The sequence below is a fragment of the Nocardia sp. NBC_01388 genome (assembly GCF_045040085.1).
Classification (GTDB): Bacteria; Actinomycetota; Actinomycetes; order Mycobacteriales; family Mycobacteriaceae; genus Nocardia.
On the sequence record NZ_CP109553.1, the window covers coordinates 6,252,663 to 6,272,348 of the forward strand.

General features: G+C 67.5%; 14 protein-coding genes, 1 other RNA gene and 2 pseudogenes. 6 read left to right on the top strand and 11 right to left on the bottom strand.

The window, feature by feature from the left end; all coding sequences use genetic code 11:
• Positions 1–30 precede the first annotated feature (30 nt).
• The gene (locus OG716_RS30155) at positions 31–1,242 is read right to left on the bottom strand and encodes an acetyl-CoA C-acetyltransferase (protein ID WP_327143203.1); all 1,212 of its coding nucleotides are present in this window, start codon (positions 1,240–1,242) and stop codon (positions 31–33) included.
• A gap of 2,315 nt (positions 1,243–3,557) precedes the next feature.
• Positions 3,558–5,153: pseudogene (locus OG716_RS30160) on the bottom strand (DNA polymerase III subunit gamma and tau); the annotation flags it as partial.
• 515 nt (positions 5,154–5,668) lie between these two features.
• On the opposite strand from OG716_RS30160, the gene OG716_RS30165 reads away from it, so the two are divergent.
• Positions 5,669–6,502 carry a hypothetical protein gene (locus OG716_RS30165; protein ID WP_355125701.1) on the top strand — a complete coding sequence of 278 codons (834 nt, stop codon included), beginning with the start codon at positions 5,669–5,671 and terminating at the stop codon, positions 6,500–6,502.
• Between the two features lie 105 nt (positions 6,503–6,607).
• Complete coding sequence (locus OG716_RS30170; RefSeq protein ID WP_405133904.1) at positions 6,608–7,900, top strand: ammonium transporter; 1,293 nt, start codon at positions 6,608–6,610, stop codon at positions 7,898–7,900.
• A 170-nt stretch (positions 7,901–8,070) separates the two neighbouring features.
• On the opposite strand, the gene OG716_RS30175 is transcribed toward OG716_RS30170, so the two are convergent.
• Positions 8,071–9,033 (bottom strand): neutral zinc metallopeptidase, encoded by a 963-nt coding sequence (locus OG716_RS30175; protein ID WP_405133905.1) that lies wholly within the window; start codon positions 9,031–9,033, stop codon positions 8,071–8,073.
• A gap of 355 nt (positions 9,034–9,388) precedes the next feature.
• On the opposite strand from OG716_RS30175, the gene OG716_RS30180 reads away from it, so the two are divergent.
• Positions 9,389–10,975: a DUF2207 family protein gene (locus OG716_RS30180; protein ID WP_405133906.1), complete on the top strand. Its 1,587-nt coding sequence runs from the start codon at positions 9,389–9,391 to the stop codon at positions 10,973–10,975.
• A 57-nt stretch (positions 10,976–11,032) separates the two neighbouring features.
• Here OG716_RS30180 and OG716_RS30185 read toward each other — a convergent pair whose 3' ends face one another.
• Positions 11,033–11,278: a HEAT repeat domain-containing protein gene (locus OG716_RS30185; protein ID WP_405140008.1), complete on the bottom strand. Its 246-nt coding sequence runs from the start codon at positions 11,276–11,278 to the stop codon at positions 11,033–11,035.
• Between the two features lie 486 nt (positions 11,279–11,764).
• On the opposite strand from OG716_RS30185, the gene OG716_RS30190 reads away from it, so the two are divergent.
• The gene (locus OG716_RS30190; protein WP_405133907.1) at positions 11,765–13,039 is read left to right on the top strand and encodes an ROK family protein; all 1,275 of its coding nucleotides are present in this window, start codon (positions 11,765–11,767) and stop codon (positions 13,037–13,039) included.
• A gap of 132 nt (positions 13,040–13,171) precedes the next feature.
• On the opposite strand, the gene OG716_RS30195 is transcribed toward OG716_RS30190, so the two are convergent.
• The 5 genes and pseudogenes from OG716_RS30195 to OG716_RS30215 all read right to left on the bottom strand — a co-directional run bounded on the left by OG716_RS30195 (position 13,172) and on the right by OG716_RS30215 (position 15,901).
• Positions 13,172–13,411, bottom strand: coding sequence for a hypothetical protein (locus tag OG716_RS30195; RefSeq protein WP_405133908.1), 240 nt, complete (start codon positions 13,409–13,411; stop codon positions 13,172–13,174).
• 205 nt (positions 13,412–13,616) lie between these two features.
• Positions 13,617–14,033 (bottom strand): annotated as a pseudogene (locus OG716_RS30200) (LLM class flavin-dependent oxidoreductase); the annotation flags it as partial.
• A gap of 155 nt (positions 14,034–14,188) precedes the next feature.
• Entirely contained in the window at positions 14,189–14,332 is a 144-nt protein-coding gene (locus tag OG716_RS30205; RefSeq protein WP_405133909.1) for a hypothetical protein, read from the bottom strand.
• A 117-nt stretch (positions 14,333–14,449) separates the two neighbouring features.
• Positions 14,450–15,157 carry a hypothetical protein gene (locus OG716_RS30210; RefSeq protein ID WP_405133910.1) on the bottom strand — a complete coding sequence of 236 codons (708 nt, stop codon included), beginning with the start codon at positions 15,155–15,157 and terminating at the stop codon, positions 14,450–14,452.
• Positions 15,158–15,322: 165 nt separating this feature from the next.
• Positions 15,323–15,901, bottom strand: a complete 579-nt coding sequence (locus OG716_RS30215) for an HhH-GPD-type base excision DNA repair protein (RefSeq protein WP_405133911.1) — start codon at positions 15,899–15,901, stop codon at positions 15,323–15,325.
• Between the two features lie 108 nt (positions 15,902–16,009).
• On the opposite strand from OG716_RS30215, the gene OG716_RS30220 reads away from it, so the two are divergent.
• Complete coding sequence (locus tag OG716_RS30220; protein WP_405140010.1) at positions 16,010–16,852, top strand: methyltransferase domain-containing protein; 843 nt, start codon at positions 16,010–16,012, stop codon at positions 16,850–16,852.
• Between the two features lie 187 nt (positions 16,853–17,039).
• Here the strand turns inward: OG716_RS30220 and OG716_RS30225 are convergent, their stop codons facing one another.
• Together OG716_RS30225 and ffs are read right to left on the bottom strand one after the other, a co-directional pair.
• A complete protein-coding gene (locus tag OG716_RS30225) occupies positions 17,040–18,341 on the bottom strand; it encodes an aminotransferase class I/II-fold pyridoxal phosphate-dependent enzyme (protein ID WP_405133912.1) in 1,302 nt (433 codons plus the stop codon).
• Positions 18,342–18,472: 131 nt separating this feature from the next.
• An RNA gene (gene ffs, locus OG716_RS30230) (signal recognition particle sRNA small type) lies at positions 18,473–18,567 on the bottom strand.
• A gap of 100 nt (positions 18,568–18,667) precedes the next feature.
• Between ffs and OG716_RS30235 the strand changes: the two genes are divergently transcribed.
• Entirely contained in the window at positions 18,668–19,681 is a 1,014-nt protein-coding gene (locus tag OG716_RS30235) for a hypothetical protein (protein ID WP_405133913.1), read from the top strand.
• Positions 19,682–19,686 lie beyond the last annotated feature (5 nt).

A 19,686-nucleotide genomic window follows, 5' to 3' on the forward strand; every position in this document is an offset into this window, starting at 1 on the left:
TTGGTTCTCCTCGAGAAAAGTCGGTGGGCGTTAGACGCGCTCGATGATGGTGGCGACGCCCATGCCGCCGCCGATGCACAGGGTGACCAGTGCGTAACGGGCGTTGCGACGGTGCAGCTCGTCGACCATGGTGCCGGTGATCATGGCGCCGGTGGCACCCAGCGGGTGGCCCATCGCGATCGCGCCGCCGTTGACGTTCAGCTTCTCGTCCGGGATCGCCAGGTCCTTCTGGAACTTCAGGACGACGGAGGCGAAGGCCTCGTTGATCTCGAACAGGTCGATGTCATCGACCGTCAGGCCGGCCTTGGCGAGCGCCTTGAAGGCGGCCGGGGTCGGGCCGGTCAGCATGATGGTGGCGTCCGCACCCGAGGTGGCGGTCGCGACGACGCGGGCACGCGGGGTCAGACCCGAAGCGGCGCCGGCCTCTTCGGAGCCGACGAGCACCAGCGCGGCGCCGTCGACGATGCCGGAGGAGTTACCACCGTGGTGCACGTGGTTGATGGCCTCGACGTAGGTGTAGCGCTGCATGGCGACGGCGTCGAAGCCGCCCATCTCGCCGATGCCGGCGAAGGCCGGGTTCAGCTTGCCCAGGTCGGCGGCGGTGGTGCCGGGACGCATGTGCTCGTCGTTGTCCAGCACGGTCAGGCCGTTGATGTCCTTGACCGGAACGACGGAGCCGTTGAAGTAACCGTTCTTCCAGGCGTCGGCGGCGCGGTCCTGCGAGCGGACGGCGTAGGCATCGACGTCATCGCGGGTGAAGCCCTCGATGGTGGCGATGAGGTCGGCCGAAATGCCTTGCGGGACAATGTAGGAGTCGAAGCTGGTGGCCGGGTCCATAAACATGGCGCCGCCGTCGGAGCCCATCGGCACGCGGGACATGGACTCGACGCCGCCGGCGATGACCAGGTCATCGAAGCCGGAGCGGACCTTCTGGGCAGCCAGGTTCACGGCCTCGAGGCCGGAGGCGCAGAAGCGGTTGATCTGAATGCCGCCGACGGTGTCGGGCAGCTTGGCGGTGAGCACCGTGGTGCGGGCGATATCGGCGCCCTGGTCACCCACGGGGGAGACGACACCCAGGATGATGTCCGAGATCCGATCCTCATCGAGATTCGGGAAGCGCTTCCGCAGCTCTTCGACCAGACCGGTGGTCAGATCGATCGGCTTGACCGAGTGCAGCGACCCCTTCTTGTTGCGGCCGCGCGGGGTGCGGATGGCCTCGTAAATGTAGGCCTCTGTGGTCATATCGGAGTTTTTCCTTCCTTAAGGTGCGCCGACACCGCGTTGTGCGGTCAGCACGTAGCCATAACCTCGCCGGTCAGCCTCTCGACCAACCGTCTGACGCTGTACAAACAGCCTCACGAGCCGACCGACGCGCTCGCAGGTAACCCGTACGCCTGGGCATACCTTAGAACTTCGCCGAACCGATACTCACGGCCACCCGATCATAGTACCGCCCAATGCGAACTCCGGTTAACTTAATGCGTCTCACAGGGCAACTGTCAACCCTCCAGCGGAGTGGCCCCCAATTCGGCGCGCAGGAGTTCCAAGGCCACATCATCAGGGTCGCGGCGCTCCTCCGGGGGCACCGGCACGGCTGCCTCCGCCATCATCTCGCGCTCGTCCTCCGGCGTAATAGCAGGTGGGACGCTGTCATAACCTACTGGCGAGTAGTCCGCGGGCCCCGGGTCGTCCGGAAGGTCCGGGCCGTCCGGCAGCGGAATATCGTCTTCCGGCGGGGTATTCCTGGGCGCGGCGGGACGCTCGAAGACCCGCGGTTCGGCGGGGGCCGACACCTCCACCACCGGGAGCGGGCTCACCGCGGCCGTCGCAACTGCGCCACCTCCGGTAGGGCCGTTGCCCCAGTCCGTCCCATCCGTGACGACCGTCGCCGCACCGGCACTCGCCGTCGCGCTCTTGGACTGGCTGGGCCGCGAGAACTTCGCCGCCGCCTTCTTCGGTGCGGTATCCCCGCCCGCGGCCGGCCCCTTCCCCGCACTCTTCGCGGCCGCGGGCGCACCCGCACCCCCGACCTCCCACTTCACGTCATGATCGCGCCCGAGCACGGCCTGTACCGCCGACCGCACCGCCTGCACGTTCTGCGGCTGCGCCAGCCGCTGCGCCAACATTTCATTGGGATGCGCGAAAACAATCAGCTGCCCATCGATCCGAGACACCGAAGCCCCGGACAGCATCGCCTGCACCGTGGCCCCGAACTCCCGCACCTTGGCCCGAATATCGGCCCAGGCCCCCTCGATCTCCCGCAGCAGCTCATCACCGTCAAGCCCCGCAGGCACAACCTCCGGCGCCGCGGGCGCATCCACAACCGGCGCAACCTCTTCCACCGGCGCGGAAACCGCCGCCTCAGCACCGGTGTCAGCCGCACTCACCGGCTCGGAGTCCAGCACCGGCGCCATATCGAAAGTCTCAGCGCCCGAATCAGTACCGGCCGCAGCGGAATTCACGACTGCGACGGGCTCGGCTCCCACTGGCTGCTCCACCTGCGACACAGCCGCCGAGGCGGCACTGTCTTGCGCCTGCGCAATATCGGCTGCATCGAACAACGGCACATCTTCGAACGCGGGACCGCCATCAGCCTGGACCGAGAACGCGAACCCCGGAGCTTCGTCCTCAGCGGCCCCGGAGCCCCGCGTCACCTCGGCGGGCTCCACCCCCAGCGCTGTCTGAACCGGATCCACCGAAACATCGACAACTGTCATCGCCAAACCGCGCCCTGCATCCGGCACCGCCTCGGCGGCCGAATCAGACTCCTCCGCAGTCGATTTCACTTCCTGCGCACGAGCGGAAAGCGCCGACGCATCATCGGCGAGCGCTGCTCGAGCAACCACAGTCGCGGGCGGCACGAAAACAGGCTGCTGCGCAGGGGCTTCTGCCTGTACAGCGGACCCGGCGATATGCGCCGAATCGGCGGGATCAGCCGTGCGGGTGCTCCGCGTGACGCTCTCGGCCGTCGCGACCGGCGCCACAATGTCGGCGAGCGGCCTGGAAACAGACTGCTGGGCAGAAATTTCGGCCGGAGGCCTGGTGGCCTGCACAGCGGAATCGGCGGCCTGCGTCGCATCGGCGGAATCGGCCGTGCGCGTGCTCGGGGCGGCGGACCCCGGTTCCTGTGCGGCGCCCTCGGCCATTGCGGCCTGCACCACGACCTCGGCGGGCGGCCTGGAAACAGACTGCTGCGCAGAAGTTTCGGCCGGAGGCCTGGTGGCCTGCACAGCGGAATCGGCGGCCTGCGTCGCATCGGCGGAATCGGCCGTGCGCGTGCTCGGGGCGGCGGACCCCGGTTCCTGTGCGGCGCCCTCGGCCATTGCGGCCTGCACCACGACCTCGGCGGGCGGCACGGAAACAGGCTGCTGGGCAAGCGTTTCCGCGGACGGGGTGGCGATGCTCGCCGGGGCGGCGTCGCCGACCGGGACGCGGGCGGCACTCATTTCGGGCGGACGAACCGCGACCTGTTGGGCAGGCTGCGGCGAATCACCCTGTGGCACAGTCGCAGCAGCGCCTGCTGCCGCGCTCGCACCACTGGCCACCTCGGGCTTCGACGCGGGCGCGGCGGGCTGAGCGGACTCGTCCTGAGCAGGCACGATGGGCCTGACCGCTTGCGGAGCCGCCGACGGCGCCGTGACGGGCTGGGCCGAAGGTTGTGCCGCAGCCGTCGCGGGCCGGACGGCCCGCGGGGGCTGCACGGCCTGTGCGGCGGGCGAGTCCACCGCGGGGCGAGCCGGCGCGGATTGGGATGCCTGCGGGTCCTGGCGCGGCGCGGCGGCAGGTGAGGCCGTCCGCGGAGCCTGGCTCGGCATAGCTGACTGCTGGGGAGGGGTTGGGGCAGTGGGGGTTTCACCGCGATTGCCGCGGAGGGCGGCGAGGGCTTCCGCGCCTCGGCGGCGGGGCTCGCCGGAAGGCGGTGCGGGCGAGGGAGCTTGGGAGGCCGGGGGCGCAGCCGGGCGGGCGGCGGGGGTCGAGTTGCCGGCGGGGAGGGCGCCGCCTGCCATGCGGCGTTCGAGGGTTTCCAGGCGTTGGAGGGTGGCTACCTCGGTGTCGGTGGCGGCGGGGAGGAGCATGCGGGCCGCGACGACCTCGAGGAGGAGGCGGGGGGCGGTGGCGCCGCGCATATCGCCGAGGCCCTCGTGCAGGAGTTCGGCGTATCGGGTGAGGGTGGCGGGGCCGATGCGCTGGGCCTGGTCGTGCATGCGGTCGAGGACGTCGCCGGGGCCGGTGACGAGATTGCGTTCGACGGCGTCCGGGACGGCGCGCATGAGGATGAGGTCGCGGAGGCGTTCGAGCAGGTCGGTGGCGAAGCGGCGGGGGTCGTGGCCGGCCTCGACGACATGGTCGATCGTGCCGAACAAGGCCGCGCCGTCGGAGGTCGCGAGGGCCTCGACCGCGTTATCGATCAGTGCCACGTCGGTGACGCCGAGCAGCGAGACGGCCCGGGGGTAGGTGACGCCTTCGGGACCCGCGCCCGCGAGCAGCTGGTCGAGGACGCTGAGGCTGTCGCGCGGGGAGCCGCCGCCGGCCCGAATCACCAAGGGGTACACGGACTCTTCGACCTGGACGTTTTCCTGGTCGCAGATCTTGCCGAGCAGCCCGCGCATGGTGGCGGGCGGCAGCAGCCGGAACGGGTAGTGGTGCGTGCGGGAGCGAATGGTCGGGAGGACCTTCTCCGGCTCGGTGGTGGCGAAGACGAAGATCAGGTGGGCGGGCGGCTCTTCGACGATCTTGAGCAGCGCGTTGAAGCCCGCAGTGGTCACCATGTGCGCCTCATCGACGATGAAGACGCGGTACCGGGATTCGGCCGGGGCGTAGAAGGCGCGATCGCGCAGTTCCCGGGTGTCGTCGACACCACCGTGGCTGGCCGCGTCGAGCTCGATGACATCGAGATTGCCGGACCCGCCGGGGCCCAGCGCGACACAGGAGTGGCAGACCCCGCACGGCGTGGAGGTCGGACCCTCCACACAGTTGAGCGAGCGCGCCAGGATGCGCGCGGAGGAGGTCTTGCCACATCCGCGCGGTCCGGAGAACAGGTAGGCATGACTGATCCGCCCGGTGTCGAGCGCGGTACTCAGGGGCTCGGTGACGTGCTCCTGCCCCACCACTTCAGCGAACGTTGCCGGTCGGTACTTCCGGTACAGAGCCACGGCTTCTGAGGGTACCGAGTACCTCCGACACTCTGTTTCATTGCCTCCGCTTCGCTGCGGCGGGTTCGCGGCCCTGTTACCCGGATCTTCCCTCCTCCGCTCCTCCGCTTCGCTCCCACGCTCCGTCAGGCCAGATCCGGGCGGGCCACTACCATGAGGCGGGCCAGCCAAACCTAATTCTTCTGTGATCCATGTCACATGCAATCCGCGCGCCTGTTCGATACCGACCGGACTGAACTCGGTATTGGTTGTCCAAGCGGGCAAATTCTTAGCGCGTCCTCCTGAGGCGATAGCCGGACGCGGCCTTCACCCAAGATCACCGTTTACGGATGCGCATTCGGTTTCAACTCGGCAGACCGGACATAACGATCACATCAACCGATGCAGCAAGATCGCAATCGTTTGGCTACCGTGGAACTCGGCAACTTCGGTAGCCAAACCTTCATCAGGTTGGTGGCCCCGGCCGGTCCCTCATCCCGACCGGGGCACAACCAAATTTTCCGGAGGAACTCCCCGTGCCGTCGCACGACGACATTGCAGAAGCCTGGCTCTCCAGCACCGAATTCGCCGGCGATCTCGCCGCGGTCGGATTGCTCAGTCGAGCCATCAGCCCAGAGAACTACGACATCAAGCGCGCTTCGCTACCGGTATCGGCAGCGGCCGATCCGGCCACAGCGGGCGCCATTCTGGAGCTGCTACAGCGCGGCCAGGTGCCGACGCTGGCGGCCATCCAGACCCTCATCGTGCAGAACGATATGCGCGCCGAGGCCGAGCGCATCGAACGCCTGGGCCGCCGCGCACAGCGCAGCGTCGAGGATTTCGGCCGGGTGCTGGCCAAGCTCACCGACGAATACTGGACCGCGCACGGCACCGGGCCGACCCGGCGCGACATCCTGCTGTCGGAACCGGTCTTCGACCTCATCCGCGATCGGGTCGGCGATATCCCGCCCGCCGCGGTCAAACATCTGTGGCTGATCGAGCGGGCGCAGCGCGCCGGCTGGATCGCCTACAGCGCGACACCCCGATCCCTGTGCGCCGGAAGGCGTTTCCATGCCGCGCGGTACGGCAATCGGGTTTCGCTGCGGCCGGTGAATACGCTCGGCGCACTGGTCACGGCATATCTGCGAGATCAAGTGGCGGAGAACGGCCGGCCGCCGCGCTGGTCGGTGCTGGCGTACGAGCTGCGCGACGATCGCGGGCGGCGGGTGTTCAATGACACAGCCGACGCGCGGGCACAGCAGCGATGGCTGACGACGGCCGAGTGGATGGCGCTCGAGGAGGATCTGCCAGTGCCGGGACCGCGTGGAATGCGCGTACTTGCCCGCAAAGGCCGGGAACGCAATAGCTGAGGCTGTTACGGACAGGTATCCGATTCCTCATTTTCGTAACAGCGCCGAAACGTGAGGATTCGGTAACTTCCCTGCAACGCGATAACGCGCGAAGGGAGTTACTCCATGACCACGACCATCGACCCGGCGGCCACGGCCTGGCTGCTCGCAGCCACGGCCATGGTGCTGCTCATGACACCGGGGCTGGCCATCTTCTACGGCGGCATGGTGCGCTCCAGCGGTGTGCTCAATATGCTCATGATGAGCTTCATTTCCATTCCGCTGGTGACGGTGGCGTGGCTGGTTGCGGGATACAGCCTCGCCTTCGGAGATGATGCGGGCGGCGGTCTAATCGGAAATCTCGGACATATCGGACTTTCGGGAATCGACCCGAAGACCGTGCATGCCGCGAGCGGAATTCCGGAGCTGCTGTTCGTCACCTTCCAGCTGACCTTCGCCATTCTCACCGTCGCCCTCGTCAGCGGCGCCATCGCCGATCGCGCCAAGTTCTCGGCGTGGATGATCTTCGTACCGGTCTGGGCGCTCATCGTGTACGCCCCCATCGCACACTGGGTGTGGACTCCGGACGGCTGGCTGGCCTCGCTGGGCACCCTGGACTTCGCGGGCGGTCTGGTGGTCGAGATCGCCTCGGGCGCTTCGGCGCTCGCCCTGGCGCTGGTGCTGGGTCCGCGGGTCGGCTTCAAGATGGATGCCATGCGCCCGCACAATCTGCCCTTCGTGCTGCTGGGCGCGGGCCTGCTGTGGTTCGGCTGGTTCGGCTTCAATGCCGGTTCGGCGCTGGCCGCGAACGGCACCGCGGCGGCGGTCTTCCTGAACACACTGGTCGCGGGCTGCCTCGGCATGCTGGGCTGGCTGATCGTCGAGCAGATTCGCGACGGTAAGCCGACCACCTTCGGTGCGGCCTCGGGCGCGGTGGCCGGTCTGGTCGCCATCACCCCGTCCTGCGGCTATACCAACACCATGGGCGCGCTGATCGTGGGTCTGGTTGCGGGCCTGGTGTGTTCGTTCGCGGTGGGCTGGAAGTTCAAGGGCGGCTACGACGATTCGCTCGATGTGGTCGGCGTGCACTTCGTCGGCGGCATTGTCGGCACCCTGCTCATCGGCTTCCTGGCCAATCGGGCGATGACCGGTGACAACGGCCCGCAGGGCCTGCTCTACGGCGGCGGGCTCGGGCAGCTGGGCAAGCAGGCGGTGGGCGTGATCGTGGTGGCGGCGTTCGCCTTCGGGGTGACCTTCGCGCTGGGCAAGCTGATCGACAAGACCATCGGTTTCCGGATCAGCCGCGAGGACGAGATCGGCGGCATCGACTTCGCACTGCACGCGGAGACCGCGTACGCCGAGGGCGTGCACGGGCACGGCGCACCGCGCCGCCTCGGAGACGGACCGTTCGGGCACTGAATCGTGTTCGGGCACTGAGTTGCGTTCGGGCACTGAGTTGCGTTCGGGCACTGAGTTGCGTTCGGGCACTGAGTTGCGTTCGGGCACTGAGTTGCGTTCGGGCACTGAGTTGTACGACCAGGGCCGGGGTGGCGAATCATTCGCCACCCCGGCCGTTCTCGATGCTCAGGTCAATTCACCTTGTTCGCGGCCGCGCCGAATGTATTGCATTGCGCCGTACGGTTTTTGTCGTAGCCGAGCGCCCACCAGGTCCCGCCGCTGTTCGAGGTCCCGTGGTCGCGCATATCGCCGGGAGCGTCGCCGCGGTGGAACATATCGTTGCGGGCCACACCGGCCTGCGCGGAGGTCAGTGAGCCGCCGTTGTTCGAGGACGCAAGGAACATGCCGTCGAAGCAGTTGGCCTGCAATTCGGTTCGGCGCGAGAGCTCGAGCCCGGTGGCGCTGGTCGCTCCCGCGTCACGGCGCTCCTGATGCACCTTGCCCAGGATGCCGGATTCCGCCTGTACGTGATGTCCGTATTCGTGCGCGAACACCGACAGGTAGACCACCCAGTTGTCCTTGTAGATATCGGTCTGCAGCTGGCTGACCGGCATGTAGATGGTCTGGTCGGCCGAGCAGTAGAAGGCGGCGAAGTTGGTGCTGTTGCCGGTGCACAGGGTGGTGATGCCACTGGTGGTCGCCGAGACGTTCAGTTTGGGCGGTACGAACGGCAGCTTGATGTCGTCGAAGAGCGGCTTCCAGGCTTCGGCGAGACAGCTTGCGGCCGTTTCGAAGAACTTGCGGGCGGTGTCGACCTGGGTGCCCCACGGCGAGTAGTTACAGCGTTCGGGGATGAGCGTGTAGCTGTCATCGGTGACCAGCGGATTGTCCGAGGTCTTGGGGACACCGGCGTTGTCGTCGGGTGAGTTCGTATAGGTGGTCTGCACCTTGTCACCGGGGCTACCGGCGCCGAGGTGGTTCAGGCCGTGGGAGACGGCGGTGCGCACCAGGGCGGCGGTCACCAGCAGTACGAAGATGACAACCAGTGCGCCCCAGCGGCCGCGGCGCGGCGGCGCCGGGCGCTGCGGTGGCGGCATGCCGATCTGGAAGCCCGCGGTGGGCGGCGGCAGGGGCTGCCGGTAGGCGGGTGGCATCGACTGGCCGTAGCCGGGCGGACGGTATCCGGGCGGCGGACCGTAGCCCTGCTGCGGCGGAAAACCTTGTCGCTGTGGATAAACCGGACGCTGCTGTGGATAGCCGGGCTGTGCCGGAAATCCAGTGGGCGGTGCGGTGGGTCCGGACGGCTGCATCGGCTGGCCCGGCGGCTGTCCGTGTTGTCCTGGATATCCGGGTTGCTGCGGGCGTCGCGGGTCGGGTTGAGGCGGCCAACCCCCGGGGGGAATCGGTCCGTATCCGGACGGTGGGCGAGTCATCCCCCGCACCCCCTCGTTCTCTGCGATATCCGACAGCCGCTGAGGAAGAATAGCAAGCTGTCTAAAGTAGCCTTCCATGCAGATTTTTCGGGGGGGCGCTCTCGTCGCGCTGCTGCTCGCTCTGGCAGGAGTAATCGCGCCTGCCGCCCATGCGCAGCCCAGCGACGGTGTGCGGATCACCGCCGATGTCGACCTCGGTGACGACGGTCTGCTGCGCGTCACCGAAACCGTGGAAGTGCCTGTGGGCAGCGAATTCCGGCAGGTGCTGCCGCTGCGGGTGCAGGTCACCGATGCGGTGCAGCGCAATTTCCAGGTCACCGATATCAAGGCCGACGGCGACGGCGACGCGGCGGTCGCGGACGACCGGTTCACCCTCGATGCCCGGCCGGGGCAGGTGACGTTCAAGTACACGGTGCACAACACGGTCACCGAGACCACCGGTGCGCAGCTGTTCCACTGGACCGGCGTGCTGAATACCGATGTGGCGTCCATCAGCGTCACCGTGACCAGTCCCGATTTCCGGATGGGCGTCACCAAGTGCACCATCGGCCCGCCCGGAAAGCCGGAGGACTGCGCGGATATTCGGGTCGAGCCGGACGGCGTCGCGCATCTCGACAAGACCGGCCTGCACAAGGGCGATGTCATCGATGTGACGCTGCAGGTACCGGCGGGCACGGTGAAGGCGAACGCCGATATCGCCGATGACAATGCGCCGGGCCCGTTTTCGGTGACCGGTCCGGTGCTGGCGGCGTTCGCGGTGCTGCTGGCCGCGCTGGCGGCCGCCGCCGGATATGTGGTGTGGGCGCGGCGCACGACGCCGGGCGGATCCGAAACGCTCGATCCGCTGCTGCGCGAGGGCAATCGGGTGGAGTTCACCTCACCGGACGCGGTACTGCCCGGGACCGCCGGACTGCTGGTGGACGGCCATGTGGACGCCCCCGATATGGCGGCGACCGTGGTGGACCTGGCGGTTCGCAGCTATGTCTGGATTGCGGCCGTGGGTGATTCGGCCTGGCGGATCACTCGGATGAACCCGGCGGATGAGCAGCTGACCGCTTACGAGCGGACGGTGTACTCGGTGCTGCTGCCCGTGGGCACGGATTCGGTGCTGCTGTCGGAGCTCAGCGGCAAGGTGCCCGCGACCGCGGTGCGCAAGGCGCTCATCGACGATGCCACGGCGCGTGGGGCTTTCATCGATCGCACCCGGCGCGGTTTCGAATTCTGGCTGGGCGTCGCGCTGATCCTCGCCGGCGTGGCCACCACCATCGGACTGGCTCTGGGCCCGGGACATGCGCTGATCGGTGTGGCGCTCGCGCTCGCCGGCGTGGCCGCCCTGCTGCTCCCCCGCTATCTCCCGTCCCGCACGGCACTGGGCCGGGAGCTGACCGGCCGGGTGCAGGCGATGCTGCGCGGTCTGGATGCGGTTGTGCCACAGCAGATTCCCGCACCGGATCAGGAGATGGTGTTCTCCCGCGCCCTGCCCTTCATGGTGGCCGGGCGGCGCACCGATCAGTGGGTGCGCACCTTCCGCGAACTGGACCCCACCGCCGACGGCACCCCCGGCCTCTACTGGTTCGGCGGCTTCGAAGGCGACCGCGACCTACACCGCTTCGCCGCCCACTTCCCCTACTTCATTACGGAGTTGGAGCATCTGTTCAACTAAGTCCTTCGGCCGGTGTGGATCCCGGCCGAAAGCATGCCGGGACGACGGGCGGCTCGGTCAGGTTCCAGCGTGGACCGCCAGGGCGCGGCGGGCGTAGGCGCGAACGTCGGCCTCGGTGTCTTCCAGGGCCGATTCCAGAGTGACGCGGGCGGTTGCGGATTCGGGCCAGCTGCTGAGGGTGAGGACGGCGGCCTTGCGGACGTCCGGATGAACGTCGGCGAGGGCGGCCTGTAGCGGTTTTGCGGCCAGATCGGGGCCCGCCGAGGGCAGGCCCCGGGCTGCGCCTTCGCGCGGACCTGCCAGGCCGAATCACGCAGTGCTGCGGACAGTGTGGGGGTGTCCTCGGCATTGCCGAGCCGGGCGAGTGCGGTAAGGAGCCGAGATGCGCGGGATTTCGGCTATTGCGCCACCCCGCCGACCTGGGCTGTGACTTGTAATCACGCTGATCGGAATGCGTGTGCGGGTATGTACCGAGGAGTGGAGTGGTATCGAGTGAGCTGCCACTCATTTCTCGAGATGTGGACAGATGGATTCCGTTCAGCTCGAGTGCAGTGTTAGCTTGAATGCATGTCTGCAAGTCGTCCCCATGCCGCGCACGTCACGTATGTGACCGTTGCGCTGGGTGTACGGCTGCCACTGCAGCGGGAACTGTGTTGTCCCTGCCGTCGCGCAGCCGAGTACTGATTCCCCGATTCACTCGAGTCCGGGCATCCTCGCTGCCCCCGCTGAATTTTTCATCTAGGCATCCGTCCCGTCGGCTGTACGCGGGACTGCAGCGAGGACTTCGAAATGACCAGCCCCACGCTCGAACGCACCCATTCCGCTTCCGTCACCACCGCGCGCCTGGCTCCGGCCCGGCCCGCGGTGCCGCCGGAGCTGCGCATCACCGATAACCCGGCGGCCGCCGTACTGCGCGCCGCCGCCCGCGGTCCGATCTTCCGCGATATCGCCGCACAGTCCACCGGACTCAGCATTGCCACCGTGAATCGCCAAGTGTCGGCACTGCTTTCGGTCGGACTGCTGCGCGAGCGCGCCGATCTCACCGTCTCCGGCGCGGTCGGCCGACCCCGCGTGCCCTTCGAGGTCGATACCGATTCGTTTGTCACCGTGGGTGTGCACATCGGCTCCACCCTCACCCGCATCGTGGCCGCGGATCTGTCCGGCAAGATTCTCGGCGGACTCGAAATCGCCACTCCCCAAACAGGTCAGGACGCGGCGCTCACCATAGTGGCGCGCAGCGCCAAGGCCTTCCTGGATCGACTGCCACGCCGCCGCCCGCTGTGGACCGGTGTGGCGCTGGCCGGCCGGGTGGATCCGGCGGCCGGGGTCGTCGATCACCCGCGGCTCGGCTGGCAGGCCGCGCCCGTCGCCGCCGTCTTCAGCAGCATTCTCGATCTGCCGGTGTCGGTCTCGGCGCATGTCGAGGCGATGGCGGCCTCCGAACTGCTGCTCGCCGGCCGGGAGCCGGGCGAGGGACCGCGCCCGGGCAGCAGCCTCTACATCTACGCTCGCGAAACCGCGGGTATCGCGGTGACACTGCATGATCGGGTGCACACCCCCGCCAATGGCCCCGGCTCCATCGCGCACCTGCCGACCGGCTCGGATGCCGATTGCACCTGCGGCCGGCGCGGCTGCTTGGAGGCCACCATCGGTGAGCGCTTCTTCCTGGAGCGTGCGGTGCGCCAGGGCGTACTGCCCAAGCCGGAGGCCCCGCGCCGCCCGGTGATCACCGATCTGTACCGCGCCGCCGACGGCGGTTCGGTCGCGGCGCGTGATCTGCTGCTCGAGCGCGCCGAAATCCTCGGCCGCACCGCGGCACTGGTGCGGGATATGTTCAATCCGGATCGAGTGGTGCTGGGCGGCCAGGCCTTCACCGGCTACCGCCCCGGAATGAACCGGGTGGCAAAGGCTTTCGCCGAGAGCACCACGCTGCACGCCGCCGATCTGCGGATCAGCCGCTTCGGCGGCCGGGTGCAGGAGTTCGCCGCCGCCGTGACCTCGCTCAGCGTCTTCTACGCCGATCCGGTCTCGGCCATGCGCCGCGCCACCCGCACCGGGCGCTGAAAGTCCTTGTACGCCTGAGAGTCTGGATCCCCGCCACAAGCATGCCGGGGTGACGCGGTCCTGAATTCGGAAAAGCCCGGCCGGATTATCGGCCGGGCCTTTTTCATGCTTCAACCCACAGCGTGTTTCAGGTCAGCGGAAGATGGTCATGTACCACTGGCCGTCGCTGCCCTGGTCGCAGCGGTACTGCCAGCCGTCTTCGCCGCGCAGCTGTACACCGTTGGCGTGGAAGCTGCCGTTGGAGCCGTCCGCATCGCAGCCTGCGGCGGAGGCGTAGCTGCCATCGACCTGCAGCGTCTCGGCATTGGCCAGTCCGGTGCCCAGACCGGCGGCGGCGAGAGCGAGGGCGGCGATGGTGAGTGTTTTCTTCATGGGAGGTATTCAACGGGCCGCATCATGACAATTTCGTGACCGGCACAACGGGATAACCCTCGCCGGATATAGCGGATCGGGTCCGGGCGGTCGACGGCCCGCGCCCGATCCTGTGCCGCGTCTACGGTCGGCCCATCGGCGCAGATGCGGCTTCTCCCTCCACTCGCCTGCGGAGTCCCCTTCCTCGGCGAGCGGCGGAGAGATCTCAGGCCGCGCGAATGTGCGACAGTCCCCATTCGCGGGCGAGCAGGCGGTGCGAGTTCAGTCGATCCTCGTGATCGTGGGTGACGCTGGTGATCACGAGTTCGTCTGCGCCGGTGAGCCGTTGCAGTGCGCGCAGCCGCTCCGCGACCGAGGCGGCCGAACCTACGAACTGGGTGGTGACGCGGTCGTCGACCAGGCGGCGCTGCGGACCGGTGAGCGGCGGTGCGGCGGCGGGGTCGAGGTATTCGGCCGCACCGGCGCCGCTGCGAATGCTGTACACCCAGTGGCCGTAACTGGAGGCCAGTCGCTGAGCCGTCGCATCATCCTCTGCCACCACCACATCCGCCGACACCACCGGATAGGGGCGGGCGTAGCGGGCCGAGGGCCGGAAGGCCGCACGGTACGCTTCCACCGTCTCCCGGTTCTCGGCCGGTGCGATCGAGCAGGTGGCGGAGTCGAAGTCGATCTGACTGCCCGAGCCGGGATCGGACCAGACCGTGTTGTGGTTGACGCCCAGGAAGTGCGCGGCGAGGTGAATCTGCTTGCGTATCGGATGTTCCGGCATGGCTCTCCTCAGGCGCTGGCGTAGCGATTGGCGGGGCGCGGGAGGCCGAGCCGCGCACGCAGGGTGGGCGCGACGGCGGCGAGGTACGGCAGCGCGGCGGTGAGCGCGAGCGGCCGCAGCACCACATCACCACACTCCACCACCGGGCTCACTCCCCAACAGGTTTGAATTCACCACGATCCCAAAACGGGCGAACCCGCCCGACCATGGTGGTCGAGCGGGTTCGCCGGAATTCGGTGCGCCGGACGCGCTCCGAATCGCGTGTCTGTCTACTTGGCCCCGTTGAACGGCGCGTTGATCGTCGTGAAGTACTGCACGGCAGCCAGGATGGCGACCGGAGCGGTCACGAGCAGCTGACCGGCAAGGGTGCCCAGGAAGCCGATGGCAGCCATGCCACCGAGGCAGCCGAGCACGGCGGCGGGAACGATCGGGCCGAACAGGCCGACGATCGCGGCAGCGGCAGCACCGGCGCCGACAACGCCACCGATGACGCAACCGATGGCCGCGCCACTGATGCCACCGACGAGGGTGCCGATGGTGGCGCCGGTCGCGATGGTGTCCTTGAGGCGGTTCCAGGCGGCCTGCTCACGGTCGTACGGGGTCTTCCACGGCGCGGTGTCCTGGAACGGCAGGTCGACGGGCTGGTAGACAGCGTGGTCCACGTCGAACTGCGGGGTCAGCGTCGCGACGTTGTCCTTGATCTCCGCGGCGATCGGGAAGACGAAATCGTCTACCCGGAAGCTCAATTCGGCGCCGGCGACCGTCGTCCCATTGGCGGCCTCGATCTTGAACACACCGTTCTCGACGGCCAGCGAACCCGCGTCGGTGGAGATCACCGTGTTCTTGTCGGAATTCGTTGCCGAGTAATTGATTACACCGTTGTCCGGTGCAGCCGGAGCTGCTCCGGCCGTCGCCAACGGTGCGACTGATGCCGCGATCGCAAGTGCCGCGATCCCGGTTAATTCCCTCATCTTCATTTGGTACTGCTTCCTCGCCACTGCCTGAAACGAACTGATAGCGGCAAGCATCAAGCAACCAGCGATTTCGCTGGAGGTTAAAAACCACCTTGATTCTGGCGGGCGGGCGTAATCATATCCACTACCCGGCATGTAATCGCTTCTCGCGGAACGGTTCCGGACGCGTCAGGCCTTCTTGGCGGCAGCCTTCGCCTGCTTCTTGAATTCCCGTACCTGCGTGAGGGTTTCGGCGTCGGTCACGTCCGCGACGGAGCGCCGGGAGCCGTCCTCGCCGTAGGCGCCCGCGGCCTCGCGCCAGCCGCCGGCGGTGAGGCCGCCCTGTTTGCCCAGCAGGGCCAGGAAGATTCGGGCCTTCTGATCACCGAAGCCGGGCAGCGCTTTGAGGCGCTTCAGGATTTCCTTGCCGTCCGGATCACCCAGGGTCCACAGGCCCGAGGTCTTGCCATCGTAGTTCTCGACGATGAAGTGCGCCAGCTCCTGCACCCGGCGGCCCATCGAACGGCCGTAGCGGTGGATGGCGGGCGGGGTGGAGGCCAGCTCCTCGAATTCCGCCGGATCGGTATCGGCGATCCGCCGGATATCGAAGCCGCCCATCCGATCGGCCAGCTTCTGCGGGCCGCGGAAGGCGTGCTCCATGGGAAACTGCTGGTCCAGCAGCATGCCGGTCAGCAGAGCGAAGTCGTCGTCCGACAACAGCTTGTCCGCCTCGGGGTCCTGCGCGAGGCACAGTTTGCGGCTCACCATCGTCAGATCATCCCATCCCGCCCGGAATCCGGACCGATCGCCCGGCCACCGCGGCCCTGCCTTGCGGTGACGCCGGTCACGACTAGGCTCGGCGGCATGCCCGACACCATGGCTATTTCTACAGTGGGAACCGAGCCGCACGATGGCACCGGGGCCGGCTTACGTCCGGACCGATTCGACAGCGACGGCCAGGATCAACTGGTCGATGTCCAAGATCTGCAGGCCGCGCTACCGGGAATCCGGCGGCTGCGGAACTGGGCGCACGAAGCGCTGGCCACTCAGTCCGGCGAAAGCGCCGTCGACATCGGGTCCGGCACCGGGTCCGAGGTCTTCACCTTCGCCGATCTGGTCGGACCGGACGGCACCGCGATCGGCGTCGAACCCGACCCCGGTCTGCGTGCCGCCGCCGAACGCCGCGCCGCGCAGACCGGTTCGGCCGCGAAGTTCGCCTCCGGGGACGCCTACGGCCTGCCCTTCGGCAGCGACACCTTCGACGTCGCCCTGTGTGAACGCGTCTTCCAGCACCTGACCAGCCCGGCCCGCGCCGCCGCGGAGATCGCCCGCGTGCTGAAGCCGGGCGGGCGAGTGGTCGTCCTGGACAGCGACTGGGGCACCGCCGTCGTCCACCCGGGTGACCGGAACGTGGTGCACGAGGTCATCGAGACCATGATCGCCCGCACCACCAACCCCTTCGCCGGACGGCGACTGGCCGGACAGCTCACCCAGGCCGGACTGGTCGTGGACGATATCGGCTCGCACGCCCTCATCCAGGACGGCGGCATCGGCGCCGGCGCACTGGTCGCCCGCATCGCGGACATGTCCGTCGCCCGCGGCTCCATCACCGTCCCGCAGCGCGATCAACTCATCGCCGACCTGGAAGCCGGTGCGGCAACCGGCGATATCCACCTTTCGGTCACCATCTTCGCGGTCTTGGCACACAAAGCTGGCTGAGAAACGAACGAACAAGGCCCGCACCGATCCGGTGCGGGCCTTCTACTTTCTATGACTCGTTCCTGCAACTACGTTTCGCGACAACTGATTTCGTGAGTTGCGGGTAACTCATCAGATACGACCGAAACGCGATTCGCACCTGACCGCCGGCACGCGTTGCCAACCGTCGCGGCGCCCGAGCCGTGCGCTAAAGGTTCGAGGAGGCGGAAATGAGCTTCTCGGTCGCTGCCAGCAGGACGCAGGTGGCGACGCCGTCCATGGCCTTTTCCAGTTCACCGAGGGACGGGAAGCTGGGGGCGAGGCGAATATTCTTGTCCTCCAGGTCCTTTCCGTACGGGTAGGACGAACCGGCCGGGGTCAGGGCGATGCCCGCCTCCTTGGCCAGTGCGACCACGCGGGTCGCGGTGCCCTCCAGCACATCCAGGCTGATGAAGTAGCCGCCCTTGGGCTCGGTCCAGGACGCCACCTTGGATGCGCCCAGCCGGTCCTCCAGAATCCGCAGCACGAGTTTGAATTTCGGCTCCAGGATGGCGCGATGCTTCTGCATATGGGTGCGCACACCCTCGGCATCCTTGAAGAAGCGCAGATGGCGCAGCTGGTTCACCTTGTCCGGGCCGATGCTCTTCTTGCCCGCATGGCTCAGGTACCACTCCAGATTGGCGGTGGCGGACCCGAAGAAGCTCACGCCCGAACCCGCGAAGGTGATCTTCGAGGTGGAGGCGAAAACGTAGGGGCGGTTGGGGTTTCCGGCCGCGGCGGCCAGACCCAGCACATCGAGCACCGGATCGGCGGTATCGGTCAGCGGATGCACGGCGTAGGCGTTGTCCCAGAACAAGCGGAAGTCCGGTGCGGCGGTCGGCATCGAAACCAGTTCCCGCGTCACGGCTTCGGAGAAGGTGACACCGGTCGGGTTCGAGTAGTTCGGCACCGCCCAGATGCCCTTGATGCTCGCGTCCGAGGCCACCAGCTCCGCGATGGCGTGCACGTCCGGGCCGTCGTGGCCCATCGGGATCGGGATCATCTCGAAGCCGAGCGCTTCGGTGATGGCGAAGTGCCGATCGTAACCCGGTGCGGGACAAAGGAACTTGAGGACGGGCTCGTCCACCCAGCGCCGCTCCGAATCGACCGCGCCGTGCAGCATGGAGAACACGATCACGTCGTGCATGAGCTCCAGGCTGGCATTGTTGCCGGCCAGCAGGTTCGAGACCGGAATGCCGAGCAGCTCGCCGAAGATGGCACGCAGCTCCGGCAAGCCGTGCAGGCCACCGTAATTGCGCACATCGGTGCCATTGCCGTCGCGGTAATCGCCATCGCCCGGCAGCGTGAGCAGATCCAGTGACAGATCCAGCTGCTCGGGCGCGGGTTTTCCGCGCGTAATGTCCAGCGTCAGCTTCTCGGTCCGGAGCTTCGCGTAGTTCGCGGTCTGCGATTCGTGTTCGGACACGAGCTCCGCATGGCTCATCAAACCGATCTGCGTTTGCCGGGGCATCAGACAGCCTTTCCAGGGGCTAGGGGCAATGTATGCGGGTCCCGCGCGCATGGCGGCGGACCCAGCGATCACGTTACTTGGTAGGACCTCACCCTGGGGAGCTAAATATCAGCCCGCACACCTGGAGAAATTAGAGAGGACCCAGCGCACCCGGCAGAGCCCATTGACCCTTGCTGCCTTCCGGCCCTGGGGGAGTTCACAGGATGCGCGCCGCGCTGGATCCGTCGGCCAGTGTAGCGGCTCAGCGATGCTCTTGCCGCACGGGGTCGTTACGATCCAACCGACATCGCGGGGGCACCCGCTCGTTACCGGAGGGGAAACCAGTAGTGACAAGCAACAACCCAGGACCGGGCGGCCCTCAGGACCCCGCCAACCACCAGGAAACCGCGCAGTGGTGGGCTACCCCGCCCACCGGAGCCGAGGCGGGTCAGCCGGTCACCGGCGCCGATCCGACCATGCTCAACTACGGCACCGCGGGGATGCCGTATACGCCGCAGGCACAGCCCTTTCCGCCGCAGCAGCAGCTGCCGCCGCAGATGTCACAGCCACATCAGCAGATGCCGCCGCCGGTGAACAACTACCCCGGCCAGCAGCCTTATATGCAGCAGCAGCCCGGCCCGGCCCCGATGAACGGCGGCTACAACTACGGGACTCCCCCGCGTCCGCCCGGCGGCGGCAACAAGACGCCGTGGATCATCGGCGGTGTGGTCGGCCTGGTCGTGATCGTCGGCATCGGCATCGGCGCCCTGGCGCTCACCAGCAAGGACAAGCCGATCAGTCCGCTGGGTGACGACAAGAAGAAGAACATGGACGGCAACTACTCCATGGACACGGTCACCAACTCCTGCAGCCTGATCGACCCGACCGCGCTCGCCAAGTGGTCGAGCACCCAGAAGAGCACTCCGGAGCACTCCGAAACCAAGGCGAGCGACTACACCGGCGGCCGCGCCAGCTGCAATGCCGATTACTACAGCGCCTCCGCCACCGACAAGTACCAGACCAATACCGCGCGCATCGCCCTCGATGTGGAGTTCACCGGTGCGTACGGCGGCCCGCAGTACGACTCGTGGAAGCAGTACGACACCGGCACCACCGGCTCCGGCCGCACCTCGGGTGACGTCACCGGCATCGGCTCCGCGGGCTACTGGCACGCCGAGACCCGCGACTACTCCTCGTTCAACGATGTGGACTACACGGTCGCGGTCAAGGACAGCAATGTCTCGGTCAAGGTCCAGATCAGCCTCAACCGCGCCTCCGGCGAACCGGTCTCCAAGGACGATGTCGCCACGGTCGCCAAGCAGCAGGTGCAGAAGGTCCTCGACGGGCTGAAGAAGAAGTAATCGGG